Source organism: Paenibacillus peoriae KCTC 3763 (assembly GCF_000236805.1).
Lineage (GTDB): Bacteria > Bacillota > Bacilli > Paenibacillales > Paenibacillaceae > Paenibacillus > Paenibacillus peoriae.
The window spans coordinates 111,553-137,214 of sequence record NZ_AGFX01000018.1 but is presented as its reverse complement, the minus strand read 5'-3'; the positions used below and the strand labels follow the sequence as shown (position 1 = coordinate 137,214).

At 44.2% G+C, this 25,662-nt stretch carries 24 protein-coding genes; 10 read left to right on the top strand and 14 right to left on the bottom strand.

The features are described 5' to 3' along the window. Positions 1 to 48: 48 nt before the first annotated feature. Positions 49 to 678 carry a YfbR-like 5'-deoxynucleotidase gene (locus KQI_RS0111545; protein WP_010346906.1) on the bottom strand — a complete coding sequence of 210 codons (630 nt, stop codon included), beginning with the start codon at positions 676 to 678 and terminating at the stop codon, positions 49 to 51. A 109-nt stretch (positions 679 to 787) separates the two neighbouring features. Next, on the bottom strand, positions 788 to 952 hold the full coding sequence (locus KQI_RS28800; RefSeq protein ID WP_010346905.1) for a hypothetical protein: 165 nt from the start codon (positions 950 to 952) through the stop codon (positions 788 to 790). On the opposite strand from KQI_RS28800, the gene KQI_RS0111535 reads away from it, so the two are divergent. Continuing rightward, positions 951 to 1,334 (top strand): hypothetical protein, encoded by a 384-nt coding sequence (locus KQI_RS0111535; RefSeq protein ID WP_010346904.1) that lies wholly within the window; start codon positions 951 to 953, stop codon positions 1,332 to 1,334. The genes KQI_RS28800 and KQI_RS0111535 overlap by 2 nt on opposite strands. A 60-nt stretch (positions 1,335 to 1,394) precedes the next feature. Here the strand turns inward: KQI_RS0111535 and KQI_RS0111530 are convergent, their stop codons facing one another. The 4 genes from KQI_RS0111530 to KQI_RS0111515 form a co-directional block, all read right to left on the bottom strand. Then, on the bottom strand, positions 1,395 to 2,369 hold the full coding sequence (locus KQI_RS0111530) for an aldo/keto reductase family protein (RefSeq protein WP_010346903.1): 975 nt from the start codon (positions 2,367 to 2,369) through the stop codon (positions 1,395 to 1,397). A gap of 134 nt (positions 2,370 to 2,503) precedes the next feature. Then, positions 2,504 to 3,463, bottom strand: a complete 960-nt coding sequence (locus KQI_RS0111525; RefSeq protein ID WP_010346902.1) for a radical SAM protein — start codon at positions 3,461 to 3,463, stop codon at positions 2,504 to 2,506. A 131-nt stretch (positions 3,464 to 3,594) separates the two neighbouring features. After that, a complete protein-coding gene (locus KQI_RS0111520) occupies positions 3,595 to 4,809 on the bottom strand; it encodes a spr1629 family repressor/antitoxin (RefSeq protein ID WP_010346901.1) in 1,215 nt (404 codons plus the stop codon). 39 nt (positions 4,810 to 4,848) lie between these two features. Then, entirely contained in the window at positions 4,849 to 5,601 is a 753-nt protein-coding gene (locus KQI_RS0111515) for a spr1630 family ClpXP-sensitive toxin (RefSeq protein ID WP_010346900.1), read from the bottom strand. Between the two features lie 296 nt (positions 5,602 to 5,897). Here KQI_RS0111515 and KQI_RS0111510 point away from each other — a divergent pair, with 296 nt between their 5' ends. Beyond that, positions 5,898 to 6,374, top strand: a complete 477-nt coding sequence (locus KQI_RS0111510) for a DsrE/DsrF/DrsH-like family protein (protein WP_010346899.1) — start codon at positions 5,898 to 5,900, stop codon at positions 6,372 to 6,374. A 132-nt stretch (positions 6,375 to 6,506) separates the two neighbouring features. Then, entirely contained in the window at positions 6,507 to 8,015 is a 1,509-nt protein-coding gene (locus KQI_RS0111505) for an aminotransferase class V-fold PLP-dependent enzyme (RefSeq protein ID WP_029390120.1), read from the top strand. A 141-nt stretch (positions 8,016 to 8,156) separates the two neighbouring features. Here KQI_RS0111505 and KQI_RS0111500 read toward each other — a convergent pair whose 3' ends face one another. Beyond that, positions 8,157 to 9,209 (bottom strand): LLM class flavin-dependent oxidoreductase, encoded by a 1,053-nt coding sequence (locus KQI_RS0111500; RefSeq protein WP_010346897.1) that lies wholly within the window; start codon positions 9,207 to 9,209, stop codon positions 8,157 to 8,159. Between the two features lie 231 nt (positions 9,210 to 9,440). Here KQI_RS0111500 and KQI_RS0111495 point away from each other — a divergent pair, with 231 nt between their 5' ends. Together KQI_RS0111495 and KQI_RS0111490 are read left to right on the top strand one after the other, a co-directional pair. Then, positions 9,441 to 9,875 (top strand): Rrf2 family transcriptional regulator, encoded by a 435-nt coding sequence (locus KQI_RS0111495; RefSeq protein ID WP_029390119.1) that lies wholly within the window; start codon positions 9,441 to 9,443, stop codon positions 9,873 to 9,875. A gap of 148 nt (positions 9,876 to 10,023) precedes the next feature. Next, positions 10,024 to 10,881, top strand: coding sequence for an SDR family oxidoreductase (locus KQI_RS0111490; protein WP_010346895.1), 858 nt, complete (start codon positions 10,024 to 10,026; stop codon positions 10,879 to 10,881). 125 nt (positions 10,882 to 11,006) lie between these two features. Here the strand turns inward: KQI_RS0111490 and KQI_RS0111485 are convergent, their stop codons facing one another. Continuing rightward, positions 11,007 to 11,348, bottom strand: a complete 342-nt coding sequence (locus KQI_RS0111485; RefSeq protein WP_010346894.1) for a zinc ribbon domain-containing protein YjdM — start codon at positions 11,346 to 11,348, stop codon at positions 11,007 to 11,009. A 140-nt stretch (positions 11,349 to 11,488) separates the two neighbouring features. Continuing rightward, positions 11,489 to 12,031, bottom strand: a complete 543-nt coding sequence (locus KQI_RS0111480; RefSeq protein WP_010346893.1) for a hypothetical protein — start codon at positions 12,029 to 12,031, stop codon at positions 11,489 to 11,491. Between the two features lie 97 nt (positions 12,032 to 12,128). On the opposite strand from KQI_RS0111480, the gene KQI_RS0111475 reads away from it, so the two are divergent. Continuing rightward, on the top strand, positions 12,129 to 13,043 hold the full coding sequence (locus KQI_RS0111475; protein ID WP_010346892.1) for a phosphatidate cytidylyltransferase: 915 nt from the start codon (positions 12,129 to 12,131) through the stop codon (positions 13,041 to 13,043). Between the two features lie 126 nt (positions 13,044 to 13,169). Here the strand turns inward: KQI_RS0111475 and KQI_RS0111470 are convergent, their stop codons facing one another. Further along, positions 13,170 to 15,170 carry a PTS fructose transporter subunit IIABC gene (locus tag KQI_RS0111470; protein WP_010346891.1) on the bottom strand — a complete coding sequence of 667 codons (2,001 nt, stop codon included), beginning with the start codon at positions 15,168 to 15,170 and terminating at the stop codon, positions 13,170 to 13,172. 167 nt (positions 15,171 to 15,337) lie between these two features. Further along, positions 15,338 to 17,290, bottom strand: a complete 1,953-nt coding sequence (locus tag KQI_RS0111465) for a BglG family transcription antiterminator (RefSeq protein WP_029390117.1) — start codon at positions 17,288 to 17,290, stop codon at positions 15,338 to 15,340. 279 nt (positions 17,291 to 17,569) lie between these two features. On the opposite strand from KQI_RS0111465, the gene KQI_RS29230 reads away from it, so the two are divergent. After that, positions 17,570 to 17,902: a hypothetical protein gene (locus tag KQI_RS29230; RefSeq protein ID WP_010346889.1), complete on the top strand. Its 333-nt coding sequence runs from the start codon at positions 17,570 to 17,572 to the stop codon at positions 17,900 to 17,902. Between the two features lie 145 nt (positions 17,903 to 18,047). On the opposite strand, the gene KQI_RS0111455 is transcribed toward KQI_RS29230, so the two are convergent. Further along, positions 18,048 to 19,136: a DUF2920 family protein gene (locus KQI_RS0111455; protein ID WP_010346888.1), complete on the bottom strand. Its 1,089-nt coding sequence runs from the start codon at positions 19,134 to 19,136 to the stop codon at positions 18,048 to 18,050. A gap of 312 nt (positions 19,137 to 19,448) precedes the next feature. Between KQI_RS0111455 and KQI_RS0111450 the strand changes: the two genes are divergently transcribed. Then, complete coding sequence (locus tag KQI_RS0111450; protein ID WP_411830887.1) at positions 19,449 to 20,549, top strand: CdaR family transcriptional regulator; 1,101 nt, start codon at positions 19,449 to 19,451, stop codon at positions 20,547 to 20,549. A gap of 158 nt (positions 20,550 to 20,707) precedes the next feature. On the opposite strand, the gene KQI_RS0111445 is transcribed toward KQI_RS0111450, so the two are convergent. Together KQI_RS0111445 and KQI_RS0111440 are read right to left on the bottom strand one after the other, a co-directional pair. Continuing rightward, positions 20,708 to 21,862 (bottom strand): glycerate kinase family protein, encoded by a 1,155-nt coding sequence (locus KQI_RS0111445; RefSeq protein WP_010346886.1) that lies wholly within the window; start codon positions 21,860 to 21,862, stop codon positions 20,708 to 20,710. A gap of 21 nt (positions 21,863 to 21,883) precedes the next feature. Further along, positions 21,884 to 23,179, bottom strand: a complete 1,296-nt coding sequence (locus KQI_RS0111440; RefSeq protein ID WP_010346885.1) for a GntP family permease — start codon at positions 23,177 to 23,179, stop codon at positions 21,884 to 21,886. A gap of 216 nt (positions 23,180 to 23,395) precedes the next feature. On the opposite strand from KQI_RS0111440, the gene KQI_RS0111435 reads away from it, so the two are divergent. Then, positions 23,396 to 24,127 carry a GntR family transcriptional regulator gene (locus KQI_RS0111435; RefSeq protein WP_010346884.1) on the top strand — a complete coding sequence of 244 codons (732 nt, stop codon included), beginning with the start codon at positions 23,396 to 23,398 and terminating at the stop codon, positions 24,125 to 24,127. Next, complete coding sequence (gntK, locus tag KQI_RS0111430; RefSeq protein WP_010346883.1) at positions 24,120 to 25,658, top strand: gluconokinase; 1,539 nt, start codon at positions 24,120 to 24,122, stop codon at positions 25,656 to 25,658. Before KQI_RS0111435 ends, gntK begins: the two co-directional genes overlap by 8 nt. The last annotated feature ends 4 nt before the right edge of the window (positions 25,659 to 25,662 follow it).

The window sequence follows — 25,662 nt, the reverse complement described above, 5'->3', positions numbered from 1 at the left end:
TATGTATGAACAGAAGCACTGCCAGGGCTTCTGAGTAGAGAGAGTCTATTAAAGAGCTAGAGCTTCTTCCGTAATCTTTTTAATATCAATGGATGAGGGTGTTTCTTCCTTGACCATATCCGGCAAGATATTTTCCAAAAAATAATCAACGCACTTTAATTGAATATTTTTGATTTTCACCAGTGCATTACGATACATCACTATAAATTCTTTTTCAGTATTTCCCCGCTGAAGTTCAGCAAACGCTTCGTACACCTGATCCATCTTATCCGCAACTTCAAGGATTAAACCTTCTACAGAATCATCTTTACCTTCCCGTAACTGTTTGCGGAAAATAGCTTTAAAATCCTCCGGAATGTTCTCTTCAATAAAATACTCAATCATACCTTCTTCGACCTGCTGGATTAATAACCGGAGTTCCTTGGAGGAGTGCTTAACAGGCGTTTTAATGTCTCCAATAAAAATCTCCCCGTAATCGTGACTGCTTGTGATCTCGTAAAGCTTTTTCCAGTCAATGCTTACACCGTTTCTCTCTTCAATATCAGCCAACGTTTTGGCATACTGCACCACTTTCCATGAATGAGCAGATACGCTGTGTTCTTCAAATTTAAACTTGCCTGGGCAACGAATAATTCTTTCCAGCTCGTTCAGTGATCGAAAATACGCGTGAATTCCCATCGTTGCATCCATCCTTTTAACCTGTATGTGATAGTGGATATGCACTAACTATAAGCCTCAACTATTAACTGCAGATTATCGCAATATCAAGTTGAATCTACACATATGATCATTCTTTTTCCAAATATTTGAGCGTTTTCGTTCCTGCATGTACAATAAAATAACTATCATCGTTACCCCAAGGGGGAGAGCTTATTTTATTATTACTCATCAATGGCATCGGCATAGTAGCCAACATTATATTCGCTTCCTTTGTAGGCGTGGCTATTTTCATGGGAATCGTTTTTTTCCTGATCGGCTTGCCTGAGTTTAAAAAATCGCCAAAGCTCACGAAAGAGGCTAAAAAAAATATCACCTATATTATGTCCACATTGTTAACCCTTGTTGTATTCATGGTTATCATCTCCTGGAATATCCGTGCTTCAGGTGATCTGATGCTTGCAGGTCCGCTAACACCGCCAATGAAGCTTCTCTGGGGACAAAAGGTGCTGACGCTCGGATTGCTGGAAGGCCTATGGGCTGTCGTCAGCCTAAAATGGCTGTTGCCTTTCTTTTTTGATCCGCTGAACCTGAACAAGAAGCAAATTCTTGTTGTAGTGAGCGGGATTGTATTCAGTGTAGCCTCGGGGATTTACGCTATGCTTGAAGCAAATTAAAATAGCCCCGCCCTTCTCTGTCACAGACAGGAAAAGCGGGGTTATTGCGTTGGTAGCTGCTTAGCGCAAAGGCTCGAATCCCTCTACTTGCTTCAGAATCCGTTCGATTTCATCGCAAATCTCCGGCTGAAGCGTCACATCAACCGCTTTTACATTTTCTTCAATTTGTGCGGGTTTGGTGGCCCCGATCAGAGCTGCGCTAATCCCCGGTTCCCTCAGAATCCAAGCAAGCGCGAGCTGCGACAGGTTGATCCCCTGATCCTTTGCCAACTTATCCAGCTCCTGGACACAGTTTAGAACCGCATCGTGCATGTAGCTGCTGATGACATGGTTGACAGAGGCATCCGCCCCGCGGCTACCTGTCGGTACGGGTTGTCCCGGTTTATATTTGCCCGTGAGTATACCTTGGGCCAAGGGCGAAAATACAATTTGCCCGATCCCCATCTGGCTGGATACGGGGAGCACCTCATGCTCGATATAACGCTCGAACATGTTATAGATCGGCTGATTGGCAATCAGCGGGCGCAGATTCAGCCTTTTCCCGATGCCATAGGCATCCGTGAGCTGGGCAGCACTCCATTCACTAACAGCGGCATATAGAATTTTGCCCTGAGCCTGAAGGTCATCAAGCGCCCGCAGCGTCTCTTCCAAAGGAGTGTCCTGATCATACCGATGACAGAAGTAAATGTCGATATAATCGGTTCCAAGACGCTTCAGACTCGCCTCACATTGCTCCATAATGTGCTTGCGTGACAGCCCCCTGTCATTGGGGCCGGAATCCATCGGGAAGTACACCTTGGTAGAAAGCACATAGCTTTCTCTTCGATAAGGCTTCAAGGCGGCTCCCATAGCCTTTTCGCCTTCTCCCCGATTATACGCATTCGCGGTATCAAAGAAATTGATTCCAAGGTCAACGGCCTTGGCAATACAGGCATGAGCTGCTTCCTGCTCTGCGGCTGTACCGTACGTTAACCAGCTTCCCAGACCGATTTCACTAATCTTAAGACCACTGTTGCCGACATTTCTATATTTCATATCTACTCCTTCTTTCGTAAGAGGATACTATTTTTATATTTTAACATGTAAGCCTTTTCATCGAAATATATTATAAAGGTTACATGAAGGGCATATACCACCCTAACGTTAAGGTGGTATACACTTTCAATATCTCAGATTCCATTCGGGAAAAGCGCATCATATGCAGGACAAGGCAGTTTGTCGAGAAATTCCTGAAGCGGCTTAGGTCTATTTGTGTAAATATCCTTTAAGGATGTTCCATTATAAATATTGCCGATGACCACAGGATGGCATAGCTCACAGATCAGAATATCACCGTTCCCGTGAAGATGAAGCTGCTTTTTACCATCAACACAGTTGGAAAAATAAACGCCCGGTTGCTCCTTAAAGCCCAGCGCTTCAGCAAAACGGTCCATGCAGGTGAAATACAGCACGGTATCGTCCTTTTTATGGGCAATCAGGTCATGAACGGAACGGACAAGTGCCTCCTTGGTGGAAATGGCGTTCCAATTCGTATGATCCATCACGATGCTGTTTTGGATTTCATGGATGCGCACACCGAGTTCATATACCATTTCGCTAATGGCTTGCATGTTGTTCTGTGTTTCCTCAAACAGCAAAGTCTCCAGCACCGTTTCCAGCTTGGCTTCGGTACACAACCGGATATTTTGAACGATTGTCTCATACATGCGAGGGTGAACATGATAATAGGCGGAATATTTTTCAGCGTCCGTGAAGTTGAAGGAGATATGAATATTAGAAAGCCCTGCATCGCGCAGTCTCTCAATTCGTTCAGGGCTGAGCAAGCTGGCATTGGTATTGAGCTGGGTAGCGATTCCCTTGCTCGAACAGTGAGCCACAATGTCCAGACAGTCCTGATACTTCAAGGTCACTTCTCCCCCGGACAGTCGCACACGTTTTAACGTTGGAATGTCATCAATAATACCAATGACCTCCTTGCTGCTGATGCATTGCCCGTCGTTTCGCTGATATGCGCAGCAATAATCACACTTGAAGTTGCAATTGGAGGTGACCCCGACTTCCAGTCCCTCCAGCTCATAGATGCCCGGCTTTTCCAGTTCAAGTGCTTTATATTTGTTTTCTATACTCACTTTCTCATGATCCTCCCGATCTCAGGTTTGTGTCTTGAATACCCTTGAGATTATACAGAATAGGGGCAGCCCGGAGATATGACATTGCTAACGGCGAGGAGTAAGAAAGTTCAATCCTTAAAAAGTCATAGTTACACTTGCTTAGCTACATCAGAGATACGCTTAGATATATCCGTGACATTTTGTAGACCGAAATCCAGGCTTTTCACCAAATATTTATTAAAAAAGTCAGGATCAATCCCGGTCATATGATAAAAGAAGGATATTTCAGTTTTCCAATCCTTCTCGACCATTTGACGAATGTCCACGATTCCCTTTTTAGAAACAAGGTCAATAATTGTTTTAATCTTCATTGGTTTTTGAATCGGGATTAATTCATCGAGCGGTTCAATTTTTAAATAACCTTTTCGATGCAAGGTAGCATAGAAGTTCCGATGATCTTTAGGTTTAAGGTTCCCCAAATGAGCCGTCCTGTATCCCAACACTTGCAGCGAAGTCTTCCATTTCTTTTTCAACTCCAAGTAATTATCTGGATTTGTAATATGGACAACATTTTTCAAATCAAGTGCGAATTCGTCTTCTGGTAATAAAAATGCCTGGGCAAACATATTCGCTTCATTCTCAATAATTTTGTGTTCTTTTCGATTTAAATTAGCAAACTCAAGGCGATAATGAAGCAGTAAATGTCCCAGTTCATGTGCTATATCAAAGTTCCTTCGAACGGCTGATCGTTTCATATTCCCCAATATGATATAAGGTCGATCGTTTCGAGTCCAGAGACTATAAGCATCAATCTCCTCACCCATTGCCTTCTCAAAAACAAATACTCCGCTTTTTTCGACCAGAAACATAAGATTCTCGTTTGTATCTTGCCCTAGACTAAGTCTTTTCCGTGCCAAATGAGCGACTTTATCGATTTGAGTCGATCTATCGTCATCTGAATGGTTTAGATATTCGATAACTTCATCCCTTAAACTGATAATTTTGAGGGTAGGGAGGCTAACTTTAGCTGTGATATAGTTAACAAAAGCATCTAAATATTCAACATGCTTCGCTTCTGCCTGCGTCTTCGAGATAACATTCAAAACTTTTGAACGATAAGCGATGTTCATTACGTTTACGTTGGCAGGTGTCATATTCCGTGCAAGCATGTCTTTAGTATAAAAATATTTACTTTTCACGTTAAAAATCCGCTTTAACTCATTCACGATTTGCATTTTAGGAGATGTATACGCGTTCTCGTACTGCCAAACTGCTTGTTCTGTAACACCTAACATTTCGGAGAGCTGCTTTCTCGAATATCCATGCATGATCCGTAGATTGGTCAAATTTTCACCAATGAACATGCTGCTCCCTCCTTATTTGACTAACATAATCTTGTTTGTCTAGTTGTGCTGCTCTTCTTCCAAGATCCCAATATCGAATGCTGCTGGATCCATAATATCTTCATTCATTTCTGGCGCAATTACTTCGCGATCCTCTTCCGTTAAATCAGCTCCAGAAATAAGGCTTGAGAGATCTTCTATCAGATAAGCAATATTGTCATCGGGATTAGGCAAATAATGCATTATTTCAGATATCTGATACGCCTCATCAAGTGCATATGTGAGTATATGGAACTCATTGTAGGACGATTTGAAGCTTTCCAACTCCCCCCTCACCTGACTCTCAGGCATAAAAAAAGAAATCTGTTCATATCTTTCAGTTTCTTCTTGCTCTTTTGAGTATTGCTGGGTAGAGGTAAGCTTTAACTTTTTGTTGATTTTAGATAGCTCGTGCAGATAGGTGCGATGGGAACCTTTCTTGTAACCTGCGGTAGGTAATTTAGCTTGTGAAAAGCATTTTTCATTGAAATAAGCAGCGTTCTTAATAAGAAAAAGAATTTTGGAATCGCCGTGAATGAATTGGAGATAGTCCCATGTTAATCCAGCCTTCGATTTCTTATATGTAAAACCGTGATCAACGCACTCTTCTGCCACCTTACTTTCGATAAAATTCCCCTTAGTCCAAGCAAAAGCTGAACTGATCTTCATTTTTGCTTTTCGATCTTTACGATGCTCAATATAGTCCCGATATCCATCCACGATAGCATCAACAATCATTTTGTTGTGCTCAGATCTAAATTTGAATTGATCCATATCCGCCACTCCGATTCATAAGTATGAAGAATACCTATATTTTAATCGAAGTTCGAACCTAATGAAATGATTTTTTTTGTTTTTTTTAAAGTCAAACTACCTATTTATTAAATTTTTATAAGGTTAAATGGATGGCTCTTTAAATTATTCTCACTTTTTCCACACATCATTCAATTGTATAAAGGAGGAATTTTAAAAATACACCCCCACAAATGTGAACGATATGTGAACTGGGCATAGTTCTCATTTCCAAATCCATACTAAATATATCTATGGGTAAATGGAGGCGGAATATCGTGGACAAAAGGATGAATCTGCTCATGTTCAGCGGCGATTATGATAAGGCGATGGCTGGACTGATTTTGGCCAATACAGCTCGGGAGCTGGATGTGGAAGTTACGATGTTTTTTGCATTCTGGGGGTTATTTCTGGTACGCGATCCCGAGAAAATGACGCTTGAGGACAAGACGATATACGAAAAAATCATGGGCTGGATGACTCCTAAGGGACCGGAGGCTCTACCGCTGTCTAAAATGAATTTTAGCGGTCTGGGCAAGCTGATGCTGACAGAAATGATCGAAGATAACGAAGCCCCGAAGCTGATTCATTTCTTGAAAGGAGCACGGAAGAAAAACGTCAAATTTTATGCCTGTAAGCTATCGGTGGATATTATGGGGTTTAAACCAGAGGAGTTCATACCTGAGCTGGAAATTATCGAGGCCAAAACCTATCTGAAAGATGCACTCGAATCCGATATGCAGCTGTTTATATAAGATGGACTCGCGCCTTGTCCGGCTTGTGGACAGGGCTTTTTTTGACTAAATGATGACATTCGCCTATTTTTTTTAACCTATTCAGGCCTACCTACGTACCCTAAGAAGACATAACGACTTGGGAGGCGCCGTATGCTCATGGCTCGAATTGGAAGCAGTAGTTGTAGGTATCAGCCTTCTAACGAGGCTTATTTCCAGAGGTATCGTGAAAATACCATCGGATACCACCAGACCTTTGAATTCCAATATGGACTAAAAAAGCTGGTTTATGCGGATTGGACAGCCAGCGGCCGTCTGTATGGACCCATCGAGCGGAAAATAGCCAATGATTTGGGCCCTTTTGTGGCGAACACTCATACGGAGTCTAATTTGACAGGCACCCTGATGACCCAAGCCTATGAAGAGGCAAAACGGATCATTAAGAACCACGTTCATGCCGACGAACACGATATCATTATGTTTGCCGGGTCCGGTATGACCGGTGCGGTGAATAAACTTCAACGGTTGTTAGGATTGAAAATACATGAGAAATTAAAGCGGCTCTATCCAATCGCTGAAAAAGAACGTCCCGTTATTTTTGTTACGCATATGGAGCATCACTCCAATCATATCTCCTGGGCGGAAACCATCGGGGACGTCGTGTGTGTCCCTCCGGGTCCCGGTGGTATCGTCGATCCAGTTCAGCTCGAACGGCTGCTGTATCAATTCCGGCATCGGCCTATCAAGATTGGCGCTTTTACAGCCTGCTCCAATGTTACAGGTTTTGAAGCACCCATATTCCAGCTATCACGCAAAATGCATGAACATGGCGGCGTTTGTTTTATTGATTTTTCTGCAAGCGCTCCTTACACCGAGATCAACATGCATCCCCTGGAACCCTTTGAGAAATTAGATGGAATTGTATTTTCACCACACAAATTCCTCGGTGGTCCTGGTACAAGCGGCGTTTTAATTATGGATTCGAGACTATGCTTTAATTATGCTCCGGATCAGCCCGGAGGTGGCACGGTAAGCTGGACCAATCCTTGGGGTGGGTACGAGTATAAAGATAATATCGAAGCACGCGAGGATGGAGGGACACCTCCCTTTTTGCAGTCCATTCGAACGGCGCTCTGCATTCAGCTGAAGGAACAAATGGGACACAACCGCATGTTGGAGCGTAAAAAGGAACTAACCTCATTATTGCTAAAAGGCTTGAGCACCATACCAGACCTGCACATTTTGGGTGGAAGCAGCCAAGATCGGCTGGGAATCGTTTCTTTCGTTGTCGACCATATTCACTATAACCTGATTGTAAAATTGCTAAATGATCGGTTTGGAATTCAGGTCCGGGGCGGCTGCTCTTGTGCAGGAACCTACGGACACTATTTGCTGGGCATCGACCAACAAACCTCTACTCAAATGACAAGCCTAATCCATGCAGGAGATTTATCGCAAAAACCAGGCTGGGTACGCCTGTCTCTCCATCCTATGATGACGAATCAGGAAGTCTCCTATCTCATATCTTCCATACGAGAAGTTGTAGAAAACATCATGACCTGGCAAAAAGACTACACTTATCAACCAAACACGAACGAATGGCAATCTATAAATCAATCTAAAAAAATAGACATCCACAAATGGTTCAATTTTAGCGATTAAGAGACTCCTGTCTAATTACTATATGAGGGAATAATCGAATACCTCGGAAAACAGGTTATATGATTTTTGAATAAAAAGAAAGGAGCGACTTAATCACCAAAGTCTGCTCCTTTCGTTCATATCTATATGAAGTAAAATCGCTTATTCATTCTCGGATTCCCACTTGGATATCTCTTCGCGCACCCGTGGCGCTACCTCTGTTCCCAGCAGCTCAATAGCTCTCATGACATCTTCATGAGGCATTGATCCGACGGGTACGTGTAGCATAAAGCGTGTAATGCCTACTTGTTTACGCAGGTGAATGATTTTCTTGGCAACTGTATCGGAGTCGCCTACATACAGTGCTCCTTCAAAGCTGCGGGCGGCATCGAAGCTGGACCGAGTGTAAGGCCCCCAACCACGCTCACGCCCAAGCACATTCATGACTTGCTGGGTAGAAGGGAAAAACTTGTCGGCTGCAAGCTCGGTGCTTTCCGCAATAAAACCATGCGAGTGGGATGCAACTGGAAGCAACGATGCGTCATGACCTGCGTGCTTAGCCGCTTTTTTATACAACTCGACCAATGGTGCAAACTGCATAGGGCTGCCTCCAATAATGGCAAGCACCAACGGCAATCCGAGCAAGCCGGCACGGACTACAGATTCCTGATTGCCCCCGCTGCCAATCCATACGGGCAACGGATTTTGAACCGGACGCGGGTACACGCCCAAATTATTGATTGCGGGCCGATGTCCGCCTTTCCAGGTCACTTTTTCGGATTCGCGTATTTTCAATAACAGCTCCAGGCTTTCATCAAACAGCTCATCGTAGTCATCCAGGTCATATCCAAACAACGGGAACGATTCAATAAAGGAACCCCGTCCTGCCATAATCTCAGCCCGTCCATTCGAGATGGCATCCAGTGTAGCGAAATCCTGAAACACCCGCACTGGATCATCCGATGACAGCACCGTGACTGCACTGGTTAGTCGAATCCGCTGGGTCTGTGCTGCTGCCGCAGCCAGTATAACAGCTGGCGCAGATGCTGCATAATCTTTGCGATGATGCTCCCCTACACCGTACACATCCAGCCCTACCTGATCTGCAAGCACAATTTCCTCCACAACCTCACGGATTCGTTGCGCGTGACTAATGACCTCACCGGTTTGGGGATCCGGCGTTGTTTCCACAAACGAGCTTATACCTATCTCCACTGGTCCTGCCTCCTATTTTCATGTTTCGTTCTCATTCGGCTGCTTACAAAGCAAACCATTTTAAAAACCGATATCTTTATATTGAACTATTTCTGTTTATTTTTCAAGCTTTCCTTTTCTAGGTCTGGATTCAGTGAACAGGAACGTCTATAGGAGCTCATGCCAATTTGGATATTGGTGTTGACACTGCAACGAGAAGTAACTATTATGGTTACAAAAGTGGTGAACAGTATGAAACAAATCAGTAGTCGCTTCTCCATAGCAGTCCATATCCTTACGTTGATTGCTATTCTGCCAGGAGAATGTACGGGAGACTTCATTGCAGACAGCGTAAATACAAATCCCGTCGTGATCCGAAGAATTATGGGCATGCTGAAGAAAGCCGGTCTAATTGACATTCGGCCCGGCATAGGTGGGGCTTCTCTCTTGAAGGAACCGGAATCCATTACTTTACTGGATGTATATCATGCGGTTGAGGTTATCGATAAGGGACATTTATTTAATTTTCATAAGGCCCCGAGTCCACTCTGTCCTGTTGGCAAAACCATCGAAGCTTCCCTCTTGGGAGAATTGGCTGAAGCCCAGGCGGCTATGGAACAACGATTAAAACGCGTCACGATTCAAAAGATGTTGAACCAAGTTCATGTTGAAGCTCATGTTAATTAAAGCTCAGATTGAGCTTTTTTTTAACAGTACCGTTGTAACTGGTTTCGTTATAACTAATTCAGTTTTAATACCTGTGAAAATTCGATATAAATTGAATGGAGTTCTGCCATTCATTTTTATATACATATTCAATTGGAGGAATGGAAAAATGAAAATATTAGTAACTGGCGCAACTGGACAATTCGGATCTATAGTCGTGGATACATTGTTAAAAACAGTACCTGCTGCAAGTCTTGCAGTAAGTGTACGTAATCCAGAGAAAGCTGAACACCTTCGCACACAAGGCGTTGACGTACGTCACGGTGACTTCGACAAACCCGAGACCTTGGATCAGGCATTCGCTGGCGTGGATCGTTTGCTGATCGTCTCCGCGGACGGGGATAACGCAACACGGATTCGTCAGCACCAAAATGCTGTCGATGCAGCCAAAAAAGCCGGGGTACGCTTCATTGGTTACACAAGTGTCGCCAATGCTGACCGCAATACCCTCCCCCTTGCCGAGGTTCATCGTGCGGCGGAAAAAGCTATTCGCGAGACTGGTATTCCGTATTCCTTCCTTCGCAACAATTGGTATGTTGAAAACGAAGCAGGCAGCATACAAGGTGTATTGCATGGTGCACCTTGGCTTAATGCTGCAGGCAGCGCCCGGGTAGGCTGGGCTTTACGCAGTGATTATGCCCAAGCTGCTGCTGCTGTTCTCGCTGGAGAAGGACATGAAAACACGGTCTATGAACTCTCTGGTAAACCTCGCACACATGCCGAGCTTGCAGCCATCACGGCCGAAGTAACAGGCAAAGAAGTGAAGGTTGTAGATGTGGATGATGCTTCATTAGGCGAAGCTTTGCGTGGTGCCGGACTGCCTGATTTTGTGGTCACCATGGTAGTTGATATGCAGGGGCCGTTTCGCGAAGGCTCCCTTGATGTGGACAGCGATGATCTGGAAAAATTGCTCGGACGCCCGGCACAGCCTTTAAGCAATTTTGTCAAAGCTATTATTGGCCAATAATTAGCGGATAGTGGGCAACCACAACGAGAGTTTCATACAGGTATGAAAAACCACCAGATAGCTAGGCTCTCAAGCCTATATCCGGTGGTTTTTTCTGTCTCATGTTTACTTGAGACGTTGATTATTTAATTCTTTTTTACAAATTCCGATTTTAACTTCATCGCTCCGAAACCATCAATTTTGCAATCAATGTCATGATCACCGTCCACCAGACGGATATTCTTCACTTTGGTGCCGATTTTCAAAACAGATGAGCTTCCTTTAACCTTAAGATCCTTAATAACGGTTACAGAATCACCATCCTGCAGGACGTTGCCATTTGCATCTTTCACGACTTTTACATCTTCATTGCTTACGGTTTCTGACTCGGAAGACCACTCATGAGCGCATTCCGGGCAGATGAAAAGACTACGATCCTCGTAAGTGTATTCTGAATTACATTCAGGACAATTTGGCAAATTAGACATGGTATTATGTACTCCATTCATTTTTAATTCTATACAAGTATATTGGATAATCAGCAACGATTCCACCCATGGATGAAATTAGGTCACTGGGAACTCTCAAGGGGTGAGAGGGCGTTTCAGCAGCTACTCCAAATCGCTGCTCAGGCTTGAGGCTCGTACTCGCTCAATTTCCCCTCGTAGATCAATTGAAATCGGTCACTTTGCCGAAAATCGTCTGGCGTAATAAGGGCCGGCAACTTGCTCCATATCTTTATGCCGGATCGCTGTAAAATTTCTGCGACGAATTGCGAACAAAAATAAGAATTGCTGAACTCGACTGGTTCTTTGAGTGCAACACCAATCAACCCCAGTAGGTTATACATATATTTTTGGCGACTTCGGATAAAGACGTGTAAGACCCGCTTCATTTTTTCGACTTCACGATCGGTTACTTGAAGCTCGTAGATGACACATGTTGTATTCGGAAATCTACTGTATGTACCTGTCTTAATATCCTCTTTTACGAAACCGCCATCCAGAGGGTTATTGGGGGTCTTTCTCCCGAAGCTGTATAACTCCGAAAGTTCACGGTTGAAGGAAATGGAGGCATGATTGTATGGCGCTCTTGTATAGCTTTTAATGACTCTCGTAAGAAACGTTCCCGTATTGGTAAGCAAGATAAAGACGGATTGATCAGCTACCATTTACTAAATTTCCCCTTATCAAGTTTGAATTATTCCTTCATAATAACATAGGAATCCTTTAATGGAATCCTATTTCGCGATAAGTTGGTGAGTGGCAATGGACAGTTCGCTATTAACGTTAGTTCTCATTTTTACAGCCTTATTGGTCATCCATCTGATTTATATAGTGGTAGTCAAAACACAGCCCAACAAAGACTATGCAGCTATTGGACTTCGCATCAAGACCTGGTGGGGCATGTTCTTTATCTTTTGCTTGGCAACTCTTTTCAATCCGATCGTTTCACTGCTTTCCTTGATGGCGCTCACTTTTTTTGCGCTAAAAGAATACTTTTCCATGATCAGATCCAGAAAAGCCGATCGCAGATTGTTTCTATGGGCGTACTTGGCTATTCCCGTACAGTTTTATTGGATTTATATCGGGTGGTACGGGATGTTTATTGTCTTTATCCCCATCTATGTATTCTTGCTGCTGCCGCTCCCGCGATTGATCAATAAAGGAACGGTTGGTTTCCTGCGCAGTGTCAGCTCGACCCAATGGGGACTCATGCTGATGGTTTTCGGGCTGAGTCACCTGGCCTATTTTCAGTTTGCTACGCCGCAATACGGAGCGAAACTTGTACTTTTTCTAGTGGTTCTGACGCAGCTCAATGATGTCGCACACTATCTGGCATCACTCTATTTCGGAAAACGGAAAATCGTCCCGACATCCAACCCCAATGTAACTTGGGAAGGCTTTGCGTTCGCTTTTCCCGTAACCATAGCGGCTTCCTATCTAATCTATCCCTACCTGACGCCGTTTGACCTGAAATTCGGAATTATTTTCGGCATGCTGATCAGCTTGAGCGGTTTCTTCGGCAGCTTAACGGTCTCCGTACTAAAGCGAGATTTATTAATCGGCGATGATGATAAGTTCGATGCTCTGAAAAAAAGCTACTTAAGCCGGGTGGATAGCTTGACCTACACCTCGCCTGTCTTTTTTCATGTGATACGTTATTTTTTTGACTTTATGTAGCAGTTAGCCGGGGTAAGTATACCGTACCGAAAAAAAGTCCTTATCCCTTAGAAAACGATATCTTACTATGAAAAGGGCAGTCTAGCCTCACCTGAGGATAGACTGCTCATGTTCTTAATGCATCGATTAATGCACCTGATCCAGCAATTGATATGCTTCTTCCTTCGTTATGACAGCCAGGAGCGCTTCTCTAAAATGATCATCCATCAGCTTACGGGATAGCATTTGCAGCACCTTCAGATGCGTGTTGTCCTTGCTATTGCGCGGTACAGCAATCATGAAGATCAATTTCGCCTCACTACCGTCCAGACTTTCCCAGTCAACCCCGCTCCGCTTGATACCAAAAACCACGCTTGGCTTTAAGACAGCTTCCGATTTGCCATGTGGGATGGCAATATTCATTCCGATACCTGTGGAGCTCTCTTGCTCTCGGGCCAATATGACCTGTTTAAGATCACTGGCAGAGCTTACGGTTCCCGTTCCCACAAGTGCTCCGATCATTTCATCAATGACAGCATCCTTTGTCGTTCCTTCCAGATCGAGGTTAACCAGATCCAACGTTATAATATCCGTCAGCTTCTCAATGTGAACAGCTTGTGAAGGTGCTGCTGACCCATGATTTATAGCGGCTGTTGAAGCTGATGACTCCGCAACAGTTGTAGTCGTTGCAGATGGTTCAGCTACTGCCGCGGAATTTCCAGACATCACTTCTCCAGCAACGGTCGTATCTACAGTTGCAATATCTTTTTTCAACAGGCTCACCATGACAATCGTCACGGCTACTCCAACAATAACGGCGATGAAAAACATAAACACATGATCAACTGCACCAAGCACGGCTACAATCGGCCCACCGTGAGCTACCTTATCACCCACATTCCCCAGCATGGCGATGACTGAACCGACCATTGATCCTACCATGATACTGGGAATAACACGGAGTGGATCTTGCGCCGCGAATGGAATGGCGCCTTCGGTAATCCCAAACAACCCCATCGTAAATGTTGCTTTCCCGGCCTCGCGTTCCGACGGTGCAAATTTACGTTTGTTGATCATCGCTGCAAGTCCCATCGCAATCGGTGGAATACAAATCGCAACGGCGATTGGACCCATAATTTCGTAATTGCCTTCGCCAATCATGGCCGAGCCAAATAAGAAGGCAACTTTATTCACCGGACCGCCCATATCGAAGGAGATCATCGCTCCCAAGATCAGCGCCAGCAGAATCGAGCTAGTGCCTTGCATACCTGCCAGCCAACCTGTTAAAGCTTCAAACAATTGCGCGATTGGAGCACCGATCACAAACACAAAGATTAATCCCACAATCAAGGATGACAATACGGGAATAATAATGATAGGCATAATCGGCTGTAATGCTCGGCCAACCTTAATTTTCCGAATCCCAAGTGCAACATAACCCGCCAGGAAACCGGCGATAATTCCGCCGATAAATCCGGCCCCCGCCTCACTTCCATAAAAACTGCCGTTCGCAGCAATAAACCCGCCAATCATACCCGGTGCAAGCCCCGGCCTATCTGCAATGCTCATCGCGATAAATCCGGCAAGAATCGGAACCATAAACGTAAACGAAGCAGATCCGATATTCTGAATCGTCTTCCAAAATGAACCGTCTGGTATAACCAGACCGCCAGGTGTCTTCTCGCCGCCAATCGTCAGCGCAATAGCAATGAGTAAGCCTCCGATGACGATGAAGGGCACCATATAGGATACACCATTCATCAAGTGGCGGTAGATCGGGTTTTGTTTCGGTTTTCTCTCATCTGTACTACCTTCGGCAGAACGTGACTGTGCCTGATACACAGGCACATCACCTTGTATCACCCGCTGGATCAATTCTTCTGGACGACGAATGCCATCCTGCACACCAACGACCAGCAGTTTCTTGCCGACAAACCGATCCTTCACAACCGTCTTATCTGCTGCAATAATAATGCCATCCGCTTCACGGATCTCCTGCTCCGTTAATTGATTTTCGATTCCAATGGAGCCTTGTGTCTCGACCTTCATCTCGATGCCCAGCTTCGCTGCTGCCTTTTGCAGATTCTCGGCTGCCATATACGTATGTGCAATTCCATTAGGACATGAGGTAATCGCCAATATTCTCATAGTCATTCCCCTTCTCTCCGATGTTTCCGCTTACATTAATAGTATAAACGCCTATTTGGCTATTATTGGTCGAACTTTTTACCGGAACTTTCGGAAAAACGGATTTATAAGGACAAAAAGCAGGACTTATATAAGTCCCGCTCCAGAGCACAGCTTTTGGTATTCACTTATCCTTTTAGCTTCCCTAATAATCTCATCGCATCAGTCTCCTTAGACAAGGCATGCACCATAGCTGGCTGCTCACTGATCAGCGATAATTCCTTAAACAACTGCCGCATCTCTTCGCGTCTATCCTGTTTAACCGCAAGCAGGAACACAAGCTCTACTTTCTCGGTTCCCCAGGTGAGCGGCTGCTTCAAGGTAGCGACTACAATAGCTGACTGTCTGATCCACTCGGAGCCGCCATGCGGGATGGCAACACCTCCCCCGATCGTGGTCGCCGACATTTTTTCTCGCGCCAGTACACTTTCCACATAACCTGTCTCAACATATCCTTTATCCTCCAGTATTTGCGCCAGCTTGGAAATTAATTGTTCCGGGCGCTGCACTTCCTGCTGGGGGAAGACCAGAAAAGGTGTTGTATACCTAAAAAATACAGATTCATCTGCCGCCCTGTGCTCCGGCTCATCCAATCGCCTAATCACTTGCTCCAACTGACGTTCGTCCTTGGCGTCCAGCAATGGAGAGACGAGAATGTGCGGAACTTTTATTTCCGGGAGAGCTACGGTTGTAATGACAAGCTCCACCTCATGGGCTGCCAGATAGTCCTGAACTTCCGCTTTCGATAGGGTAGTTCCCACATGCACAGACGGAAATTTACGTTCCACCTTTGTGCGCAGCAACTGGGACATGCCGATACCCATATGACATACGATGACTGCCCTTTGAGGATGACTGTCCCTCTGATGAAGCCGCTCCACAGAGGCTTGGAAGTGCAGGGTTAAATACGCTGCTTCCTCTTCGGGAAATGATAATCGGGTCATTCTCCCTACCTCTTCCAGTGTAATAATGACCCGGTCGAACATGTAGGGGTACATCTTCTTGATCTCGGCCAGCATGGGATTGGACACGGTCAGACCATAGTGAAGACGGTTCAGGGTTGTATATAAATGGACTTTCAACCCGTTCTGCAACACCTGGTCCTTGTAAAAGGCAATCATATTCAGCTCCGACATCCGCCCGATCAACCGCTCAACTAATTCGGGCAAGAGCGGATGGCTGTCTGCCAGATTGCTCTGTTTGCCCTTTCCTTCCTCTTGCTGGTAACGAAACTTCCCGCCAAGCAGATGCAAAGTTAGATAGGCCGTTTCTTCCTGGGAAAAAGGCACAGCAAACAGCTTTTGCAGCTGCTGTAAAAAGGACGCAGCCCATGTATATTCGGCTTTTTTCCGCAAAAAGGCAACGTCCTGCTCGGAGAGCGAGATGGGCTGGCCGAGCTTGGTGCGTTTGACCATGAAGAGAATATGCAGCATTAGACCTTCGAAAGCTTCATCAGTGAAGCTAAGCTCATGATGTTTTTGAAATGTTTTTAATTCATGATGTATGGTTGCAATCTCGTGCGGTTCAAACTGCTTGCGCATCATTTGTCCTGTTAACTCAGGACGATCTATCAGTTGGTTCAGCCGTGCCAAAGCTATCCGCTTGTTTTTCTCGGAGCCTTGAATCGTCAATCCTACGCGCTGCTTGGTAATTAAGACAAGATCAAGGCTGTGCAGCCAGCCCTCGATCTTCTCCATATCTCTACGGATCACCGTTTTATTCACATAATACTGGGAGGCCAGATCCTGTATAGTTACAGGTTTGGCCTCCATTAAGAGACGATAGGCGAGATGCAACACCCTTTCCTCATCCGGCTGATGTTGGGCTGTACTCTCGTCCGCATACAGCCGATGGAACAAATCTGTCCGCTCCAATTCATCCATCTCCAGATAAATGCCGCGTCCCGGTCTTCTCACCAGATTGGCGCTGGAATGCTTGACTATATATTCTTCAATTACCTTCAGATCGTTGCGGATCGTCTTTTCAGAGCATTCAGTCTGATCCGCCAGATCCTGCGCTAACCACAACCGACCTGGTTCAGTTAACAATCTGCGGAAAATTTCTGTTTGCCTTTTGTTCATTCCAATCTCCCATCTTCCAAAATAAAGAATGTCCAGGGCACTTCGATCCATATCTATCGCAGGCTTTCTGTCGTCTTTAAGTATACTCCAAGTAGTACGTTTTAAGCATAGTGGCCGAATGTTTATTCTTTAATTTCATTTATAAGGGATATTTATATTACTTTAATGATTTATAGGATGTTTTCCTAAACATGGAATGGAAATTAACCGTTAATATAAGAGGCGTATTTTAAAATGATTGAATATTAAAAAGAGGTGTATTTTTTGGAGAACCAGCACATGTCACAAAATCCACAGGAAACAACAAGACAGACGTACATTCGCCATGGCCAAAACGATGGAGCAGGAACCAATAGGATGGCAGAGATATCAAAAGCCTACGGTTCGTCTATTTTGTTTAGGCGTTGGGGAGCAACGATTCATGGATATCCTGCCATTGAGTTCACGATTAAAGGACAGAAAGATGTGAACCATTATGTCACCCATGTAGCCATTATTGAGACCGAAAAGAGCTATCACCAAATACACGGATATACGCCCGCATCAAAATATAGCCGTTTAAAGAAAGAACTGCATGATATTACTTACAGCTTCCGCGAGATTCACCATTAGACAGCCTGGCTGGCGAAGGATAGGAACAGACTCGAAAAGCAGGGACTCTTTGGAGTAGCCTGCTTTTGGGGTATATATTTCAATGATACCTTAAAACTCACATAGGTAAATCTAAAAAGTGTAGTGTGCTGAAATGAGATTTCTATCACTTAAAATTAAAATTAAATACTGGTAATCCATTAGTATAATCAACTTCTATAAGTACACTTTCAAAATCTATTATATATATCAATTCGTTTACTGGGGTTTCTTTTGTTGGACGTTCTAATTCTAGTGCAAAGGAAAAAAGCTCTAAAAAATCAGCATCTAAACCATGACTATTCGATTTATATTTGACATGATCTACATCTTCCTGTTTGACAAGTATAAAATCTGAATTATTGATCGTCTCTACTATACGTTTTTTTTCTAAATGATTAACTAGATCATCATTATCTCCTTGGAAAGATAAAACCTGTGTATTTCCATGAAAATCTTTATACAATGTTTCTAAGTTTAAATCTAGTCTATTTGGTATTATTTTTTTAGCAATATAGTCGAATTCAATATCAAATGTTGCATTTCCTACCTTTCCATACAAAAACCTATTATTTGATAAAAACTCTGGCTCTATCCAAGCTGAGTTGTCTACCAAATATGAAAATAAATTAGGTGCTAGCCTATTACTTAAGTGCAATAAATATGCCCCATGAGAATGTCCATACCCAATTATTCTCGCGGGATTAAATATCAGATTATTTCCCTTCAATATGGTTTTAACTGCCTCTACAGAACTAATGATATCTATTGCCTGCATATAGCCCATGTCATTAAATTCCTCTATACTTTCATCTATATTAGCAATCACAGGAAATAAAATGTTTTTTTCAGACAATATGCTTAATAAAATAGAAGAGTCTTTATTCATTTTCTCCAATTCATCTACTGTAAGAATGGACTGAAGAATTTCGGGATTTTTCAACCTGAAACGATCAGCTGATGATTGCATAAATGTACTACCAAAATAATCACACTGAATCGTTACCATATTATATTTATCCGCAAATACTTTTCTCATTTTCACATAAACTTTGGAATCAATATTGCCTCCGAACCCGGGTACAAAAATAATCAATCCTGTACTTTCAGTAACTCCGTTTTGTGGAATAGAATAGTCTATTCGTAACTCTCGATTAGAGTTCCCCGTGTATATATTATAATGAGCTGGAATATTAAAACTATGTTGTTCTGACATGAATTTCCTCCTAAATAATATTCAGTATCTTTTTCCATTACTATGATTAAAAAACAAATAAGCACACAAGGAGAGGATGTTTATTTAATGACATCCTCTAATAGATTTATCGTAATACGCAGCGATTTCATTAAATCTAATTTTTTAAAGGCCTGAACCGCACTACAAATAATGTTCCATCTCACAGGCCTCATGATCAAAAGATCTAAACGCTATGCAACCAGCCAATTGCGAAACGGTTGCACTCTTGTGATAAAATAGGCTGACATGTGCGGCAACACACTTTATTATGTTGTTCAGATGCACAATAAAATGAAAGCTCTTTCGCAAGTGCAATCCATTACATCACTATGTATAGGGAGGAAGCGCGAACTGTTCCAGATCTCTGAAAAACAAGCCCAAGACATCGTAGATAAAATGATGAAGGATATTCCATACAATATTAATATTATGAACGAACGAGGCATCATCATTGGCAGCGGAGAGAGTGAACGAGTCGGGACAGTTCATCAAGGAGCCGTTCAGGCGCTCGAAACCGGAAAAATGATTGAAGTATGGCAGGATGGTCACTACGAGAAGCAAGGGACCAATGAGCCGATCGTCATTCATCATGAGCGGGTCGGCGTCATTGGCATCACGGGAAATCCCGATGAAGTGCGCCCTTTTTGCAACATCGTCAAAACTACGGTATCCCTCCTGATTGAGCAAAGGATCTCCCTGGAGCATCTGGCCCACGAAGCCAACCGCAAAAAATCCATGCTGGAAATGCTGTTGAATCATCAGGGGGCCTATACTCAAAAAATAAAAAAAGAAGCGGCTCAATATCGCATTGATCTGCTTCTAAAAACTTCGGCGGTATATGTAAAGCACCTCCCTGATGACCCGGCTCAGGCAGCCGAGCTGTCCAAAATATTCATGCAGCATCCATCCTTTCATATGGAGGAAGACAGCTATCTCATCCTGATCCAGAATCAGGATTCAATAGACAAACTGCTGGAGCCACTTGTACGCAGCTATCCTGATGCGCTGATTACTATCAGCAGACAAGAGCATAACATTGCAGAATGTTATTCGCAGGCCAAGTCAGCCATGAATGTTTTGCTGGCTTTACGCCCGCCTGTGCGGATGATTTCTTTTGCAGAAGTCGAATTCCTGGTCAAACTGAGCCAATCCAACCTGACGAACACGATCCATCTGGTCACTAAACTGGAAGATACCGCGGATTTGCTGGATACGCTGCGCAGCTTTATTAACCATAACGGCAGTGTCTCCTTTACCGCAGACGAATTAAATATTCACCGCAACACCCTGCAATACCGCCTGAAGCGTATCCATACCTTAACGGGTAAAGATCCCCGGAATCTCCTTCAGCTGTTTGAGCTTACGCATGGCTTATTGGCACTGTACCAATGAACGGCTATACTATGCCAGATTATTCTGCGGTAAACGCCTATTTCTCCTCGCCGCTACGCCCGGATTTTATGTGAACATTCCTCATTTAAATGATGGGAAAAATCCGGGAATGCGGACGAGCGCTCTATTTCTTACGCATTCGTGCTATAACCCATCTTCTAATTCATGGGCTGCTCACTGAATTGAAGCACCCTTGCGATGTTCTCGCATGTGCGCTCTACATTTTGCGGCCCTTCGACCAGCAGCTTACCCAGCTCCGAGGCTCCCGGCACGATGCCAAACACCGCATCTATTCCTTCCTGGTATAGCGTGTCGATCCCTTCCCCGACATAGCCAGCGACCGCAATGACCTTTTTGCCGGATTGCTTGGCCGCCTGGGCTACCCCATACGGAGTTTTTCCGAATTTGGTCTGAAAATCAATGCCGCCTTCCCCCGTAAAAACGATGTCCGCATTCGCCAGCTTCTGCTTTAACCCGGTGTATTCGATCACAATTTCAATGCCTTTTTGCAGCGACGCCTGAGTAAAAATCAGCAGGCCCGCACCCAATCCCCCAGCTGCGCCTGCGCCTGGAAGATCGCACACATCCTTGCCCAGCTGTCGCTTCACCACATCTGCATAGTGGACAAGATTGGCATCCAATTGCTGCACCATCTCCGGGGTTGCCCCTTTTTGCGGACCGAATACATGCGATGCCCCATGCTCTCCGCACAGCGGATTTGTTACATCACACGCTACAATCAATTGCACCTGCTGCAAGCGTTCATCCAGCGATGAAATATCAATACTGGCCAGCTCTCCCAGACTGCCGCCGCCGCGAGCGAGAAGGTTTCCATTGGCATCCAGAAATCTGACACCAAGTGCTTCTGCCATGCCTGTCCCTCCATCATTCGTCGCACTTCCACCAATACCTATAATAATCTTTCGAATCCCCTGATTCAGACACTCACGGATTAACTCACCCGTACCGTAAGTTGTTGTCTTTAGCGGGTTTTTGTTATCCTTATTGACCAGATGGATTCCGCTGGCGGATGCCATCTCGATTGCCGCAGTGGTGCCGTCTCCCAACAAGCCGTATGCAGCAGTTACAGGTTCTCCAAGCGGTCCGGTCACCTCGATATAACGAAGCTGTCCACCTGTTGCATCTACCAGTGACTGCACTGTTCCTTCACCACCGTCCGCCATTGGAATGTGGACATAATTCGCCGCCGGATAGACCTTGCGCAGTCCTTTCTCCATCGCGATACACACTTCTTTGGCTGTCATGCTTTCTTTAAAGGAATCCGGTGCCAGCACAAATGTCTTCTCTCTCATCTTCTCACCCCATCATCAAAATCAAAGTAAAAATCCATACATCAGTGTCGCTACAATGGCCATTGTTCCACCCACAATAGCTTCGTAAGGAATAAGTCCCATCCGTTGTTTAATGCTCATTTTCATGCTGTCTGCCGTAACGTGAAAATAGTTGCCTTGCGGCAAGGAATCGATAACCGTTGCCCCTGTATGCACCATCACAGCTGCCGCGAGCGGAGCCGTCCCCATATTCAGAATCGCTTCTCCAAACGAGCCTGTCGCCAAAATGACTCCCGTTGAGGTCGACGCGGTCGCAGCCGCCATCAGAATACCTGCAAGCGGTGCCAGCAATGTACCGGAAACTCCCGAAGCTTCAATCAGACCAACCACCTGTGCAGACAAATCCGATGCTGAGATCAGACCTGCAATCCCGCCTGCACCGATCAAAATCAGCACGGTCGCCGTCATTTTATTTAAGCCGGAGGTTGAATATTTCAAAATATTGCGTCCTTGCCCCATTGCCAGCATACCCACAATCCCGGCAATCGGCAAAATGTACATCGCATCGACTTTGAAACTCGACAGCGCTTCAATGCCGGAGATGGACCCAATCGGGTTAATCATCAGCAAAATAACAGCCACCAACGGAGCTACAATGGCCCGTCCCAGTGGCGGGTATTTCGAAGTATCCACATCACTGTCCGCGGTATCCTGGTCGGATACCTTCACACCTTTGGTTTTCAACAGAGACGCTACCAGAACGGTCACCAATAAGCCGCATATTGCCGGAACCACACCTGCCAGCATCACGTGGCTCAAATCCAGGTTGAAGCCGCGCGCCGCCGCAATCGTATTGGGATTCGGAGAAATAATGTTCCCCGCTTTTCCCCCTCCAGATAAGGCCAGCAGGAGCGCCAGCTTGGAAATCCCCATTTTGTTCCCAACCGACAGCGCAATAGGAGCCACAATCAGCACTGCGACCGGAATAAATACGCCTACCGCCGTAATAATCATCGTCGCCAAAGCCAGTGCGAGAATTGCCTTGCTGCCGCCGAACTTCTTCACAATGGCCTGTGCAATTGTCTCCGCTGCCCCGGATTCCATCATCACACCCGCCAATACACCTGCGGCAAGCACGCGAATAACCGTCCCCATTACACTTTGCGTACCACTAATCAATACACTAATGGTCTGCTCCAGATTGGCTCCGCCCAATAAAGCGCCTACAATGGCTCCCAAAAACAAAGCATAAACCGGATTCAGCTTTCTCAATATCAAAATAATTGCAATAGCCAGCCCCGCCAGAGCCCCTATCCAACTGATCGTCAATCCTTCCATCTGCCTAACCCCCCGGGCAATTTTTGATTACGCTTTCATTATATCGATTGCAGAACGTAAAAAATATTGAAGAACAGACGAAATTGATTGTGCATTTGCACATATGTACTTCTTTTTTTTCATTTGGATGCACGCGATGGATACGCTTGCAAAATTAAAAATTTAGATTATAATACTTGTATACAAGTATACTTGATTAATTAAGAAGGTGAATCTATGGGCGAATCAAGGGAATTCCTATATCCCTCCAAATGGCTTTTAAAAGCCTCTGCTGGTGATCGTGTAACATGCGAGCTTAGAATGCGTATTATTTCTGGCGGGTTTGAAAGCGGTGCCATATTATCTGAAAATAAATTAGCTGCAGATTTTGCTGTAAGTCGCTCACCTATTCGTGAAGCATTAAAAATACTGGCATCCGAAAATATCATCCGATTAGAAAGAATGGGAGCAGTTGTTATTGGTTTATCAGAAAAAGAAATAGAAGAAATTTATGATGTCCGTCTACTCATAGAATCGTTTGTATTTGAACGGCTTGTAAATATGGATACTAATGATTTAGCAATGGAACTTAGTAAAATACTGGAAATGATGAAAGTCGCAATTAAATATAGTGATGCTGATGAGTTTTCATATCAAGATGTCTTGTTCCATGAAACGATTATTCGTGCAGTTAATCATTCATACATCCTGATGATCTGGAATAATTTAAAGCCCGTTATGGAAAGCCTCATTCTTTTGTCGATGCGTATGCGTTTCAAAGAAAAGTATGAAGACTTTACACGGGTTGTAAGAAATCATGAGCTTTATATTGAACCGATCAAGGCAAAAGATAGAGACCTCATGATTAAGTCTTTACATGAAAACTTTGATGATGTTCAAGGTAAAGTAGAAGACTTATGGATGTCACAACAAATGCTGTCTAAAGGGGTAGTGCAACAAAATGACTAACTATATGTTAGGTATAGATATCGGGACCACAAGTACGAAAGCAGTTTTATTTAGTGAAAAAGGCGAAGTCATCCAACAAGAAAATATTGGGTATCCGCTTTATACACCGAATATAGCGACAGCAGAACAAAACCCGGAAGAGATTTTTCAAGCAGTCCTACAAGCCATTTCGAACATAATGAAACATCACTCACAAAAAAAGCTATCGTTTGTTTCATTTAGCAGTGCCATGCATAGTGTCATTGCGATGGATGAAAATGACCTGCCGCTTACGTCTAGTATCACTTGGGCAGATAATCGGAGTGAAGCTTGGACACATAAAATAAAAGATGAGTTGAATGGCCAAGAAGTCTATAAACGAACAGGAACACCCATTCACCCCATGTCGCCATTAACTAAAATAGCCTGGATTGTGAATGATCTTCCTGAAATCGCTGTCAAGGTTAAAAAATATATTGGAATTAAAGAATATATTTTCAAAAAGTTCTTTGATCAATATGTTGTTGATTATTCCCTGGCTTCAGCCATGGGCATGATGAATCTCGAAAACCTGGATTGGGATGAAGAAGCATTAAAAATTGCTGGTATAACACCTTCTCAATTATCTGAGCTCGTACCAACAACCCAGATATTTACCAACTGTAATTCAGATTTAGCAAAAGAGATGGGTATCGACCCACAGACATCATTTGTCATTGGAGCCAGCGATGGAGTCCTTTCTAATCTGGGTGTGAATGCCATACGAAAAGGCGAAGTTGCCATTACAATTGGGACGAGCGGTGCCATTCGAACCATTATAGACAAGCCGCAAACAGACGAAAAGGGAAGAATATTTTGTTATGCTCTAACGGAAAAGCACTGGGTAATTGGCGGGCCGGTAAACAATGGCGGGATGGTCCTTCGCTGGATTCGTGACGAACTTGCCTCATCAGAAGTAGAAACAGCAAAAAGACTAGGAATTGATCCATATGATGTATTAACCCAGATTGCTGAACGTGTAAGACCAGGATCTGATGGATTGTTATTCCACCCATACCTCGCTGGTGAACGTGCGCCGTTATGGAATCCAGACGTACGTGGCTCATTCTTCGGTTTAACGATGTCACATAAGAAGGAACATATGATTCGCGCAGCCCTGGAAGGAGTCATTTACAATTTGTACACCGTATTTTTAGCATTAACCGAATGCATGGACGGTCCTGTGACCCGAATTCAAGCTACAGGGGGCTTCGCAAGGTCAGCTGTTTGGCGGCAAATGATGTCTGATATATTCGCATCTGAAGTCGTCGTTCCGGAAAGCTACGAAAGTTCTTGTCTGGGAGCTTGTATTTTAGGCTTGTATGCCACCGGAAAAATCCAGTCATTTGAAGTCGTTTCTGAAATGGTTGGCAGCACCAACAAACATGCACCAAAAGAAGAAGCAACAAAGGAATATAGGAAATTGCTGCCGATTTTCATTAACCTATCCAGAGTATTGGAAGACGATTATACACGGATTGCCAATTATCAAAGAGGCTTGATAAAACACTAACAAG

What these genes read in the sequence shown, in the direction of transcription:
- KQI_RS0111545 (WP_010346906.1), bottom strand. Translation starts at nt 678, where the DNA reads ATGGGAATTCACGCGTATTTTCGATCACTGAACGAGCTGGAAAGAATT.
- KQI_RS0111535 (WP_010346904.1), top strand. Translation starts at nt 951, where the DNA reads ATGGGAATCGTTTTTTTCCTGATCGGCTTGCCTGAGTTTAAAAAATCG.
- KQI_RS28800 (WP_010346905.1), bottom strand. Translation starts at nt 952, where the DNA reads ATGAAAATAGCCACGCCTACAAAGGAAGCGAATATAATGTTGGCTACT.
- KQI_RS0111530 (WP_010346903.1), bottom strand. Translation starts at nt 2,369, where the DNA reads ATGAAATATAGAAATGTCGGCAACAGTGGTCTTAAGATTAGTGAAATC.
- KQI_RS0111520 (WP_010346901.1), bottom strand. Translation starts at nt 4,809, where the DNA reads ATGTTCATTGGTGAAAATTTGACCAATCTACGGATCATGCATGGATAT.
- KQI_RS0111515 (WP_010346900.1), bottom strand. Translation starts at nt 5,601, where the DNA reads ATGGATCAATTCAAATTTAGATCTGAGCACAACAAAATGATTGTTGAT.
- KQI_RS0111505 (WP_029390120.1), top strand. Translation starts at nt 6,507, where the DNA reads ATGCTCATGGCTCGAATTGGAAGCAGTAGTTGTAGGTATCAGCCTTCT.
- KQI_RS0111495 (WP_029390119.1), top strand. Translation starts at nt 9,441, where the DNA reads ATGAAACAAATCAGTAGTCGCTTCTCCATAGCAGTCCATATCCTTACG.
- KQI_RS0111490 (WP_010346895.1), top strand. Translation starts at nt 10,024, where the DNA reads ATGAAAATATTAGTAACTGGCGCAACTGGACAATTCGGATCTATAGTC.
- KQI_RS0111485 (WP_010346894.1), bottom strand. Translation starts at nt 11,348, where the DNA reads ATGTCTAATTTGCCAAATTGTCCTGAATGTAATTCAGAATACACTTAC.
- KQI_RS0111480 (WP_010346893.1), bottom strand. Translation starts at nt 12,031, where the DNA reads ATGGTAGCTGATCAATCCGTCTTTATCTTGCTTACCAATACGGGAACG.
- KQI_RS0111475 (WP_010346892.1), top strand. Translation starts at nt 12,129, where the DNA reads ATGGACAGTTCGCTATTAACGTTAGTTCTCATTTTTACAGCCTTATTG.
- KQI_RS0111470 (WP_010346891.1), bottom strand. Translation starts at nt 15,170, where the DNA reads ATGAGAATATTGGCGATTACCTCATGTCCTAATGGAATTGCACATACG.
- KQI_RS0111465 (WP_029390117.1), bottom strand. Translation starts at nt 17,290, where the DNA reads ATGAACAAAAGGCAAACAGAAATTTTCCGCAGATTGTTAACTGAACCA.
- KQI_RS29230 (WP_010346889.1), top strand. Translation starts at nt 17,570, where the DNA reads ATGTCACAAAATCCACAGGAAACAACAAGACAGACGTACATTCGCCAT.
- KQI_RS0111455 (WP_010346888.1), bottom strand. Translation starts at nt 19,136, where the DNA reads ATGTCAGAACAACATAGTTTTAATATTCCAGCTCATTATAATATATAC.
- KQI_RS0111450 (WP_411830887.1), top strand. Translation starts at nt 19,449, where the DNA reads ATGAAAGCTCTTTCGCAAGTGCAATCCATTACATCACTATGTATAGGG.
- KQI_RS0111445 (WP_010346886.1), bottom strand. Translation starts at nt 21,862, where the DNA reads ATGAGAGAGAAGACATTTGTGCTGGCACCGGATTCCTTTAAAGAAAGC.
- KQI_RS0111440 (WP_010346885.1), bottom strand. Translation starts at nt 23,179, where the DNA reads ATGGAAGGATTGACGATCAGTTGGATAGGGGCTCTGGCGGGGCTGGCT.
- KQI_RS0111435 (WP_010346884.1), top strand. Translation starts at nt 23,396, where the DNA reads ATGGGCGAATCAAGGGAATTCCTATATCCCTCCAAATGGCTTTTAAAA.
- gntK (WP_010346883.1), top strand. Translation starts at nt 24,120, where the DNA reads ATGACTAACTATATGTTAGGTATAGATATCGGGACCACAAGTACGAAA.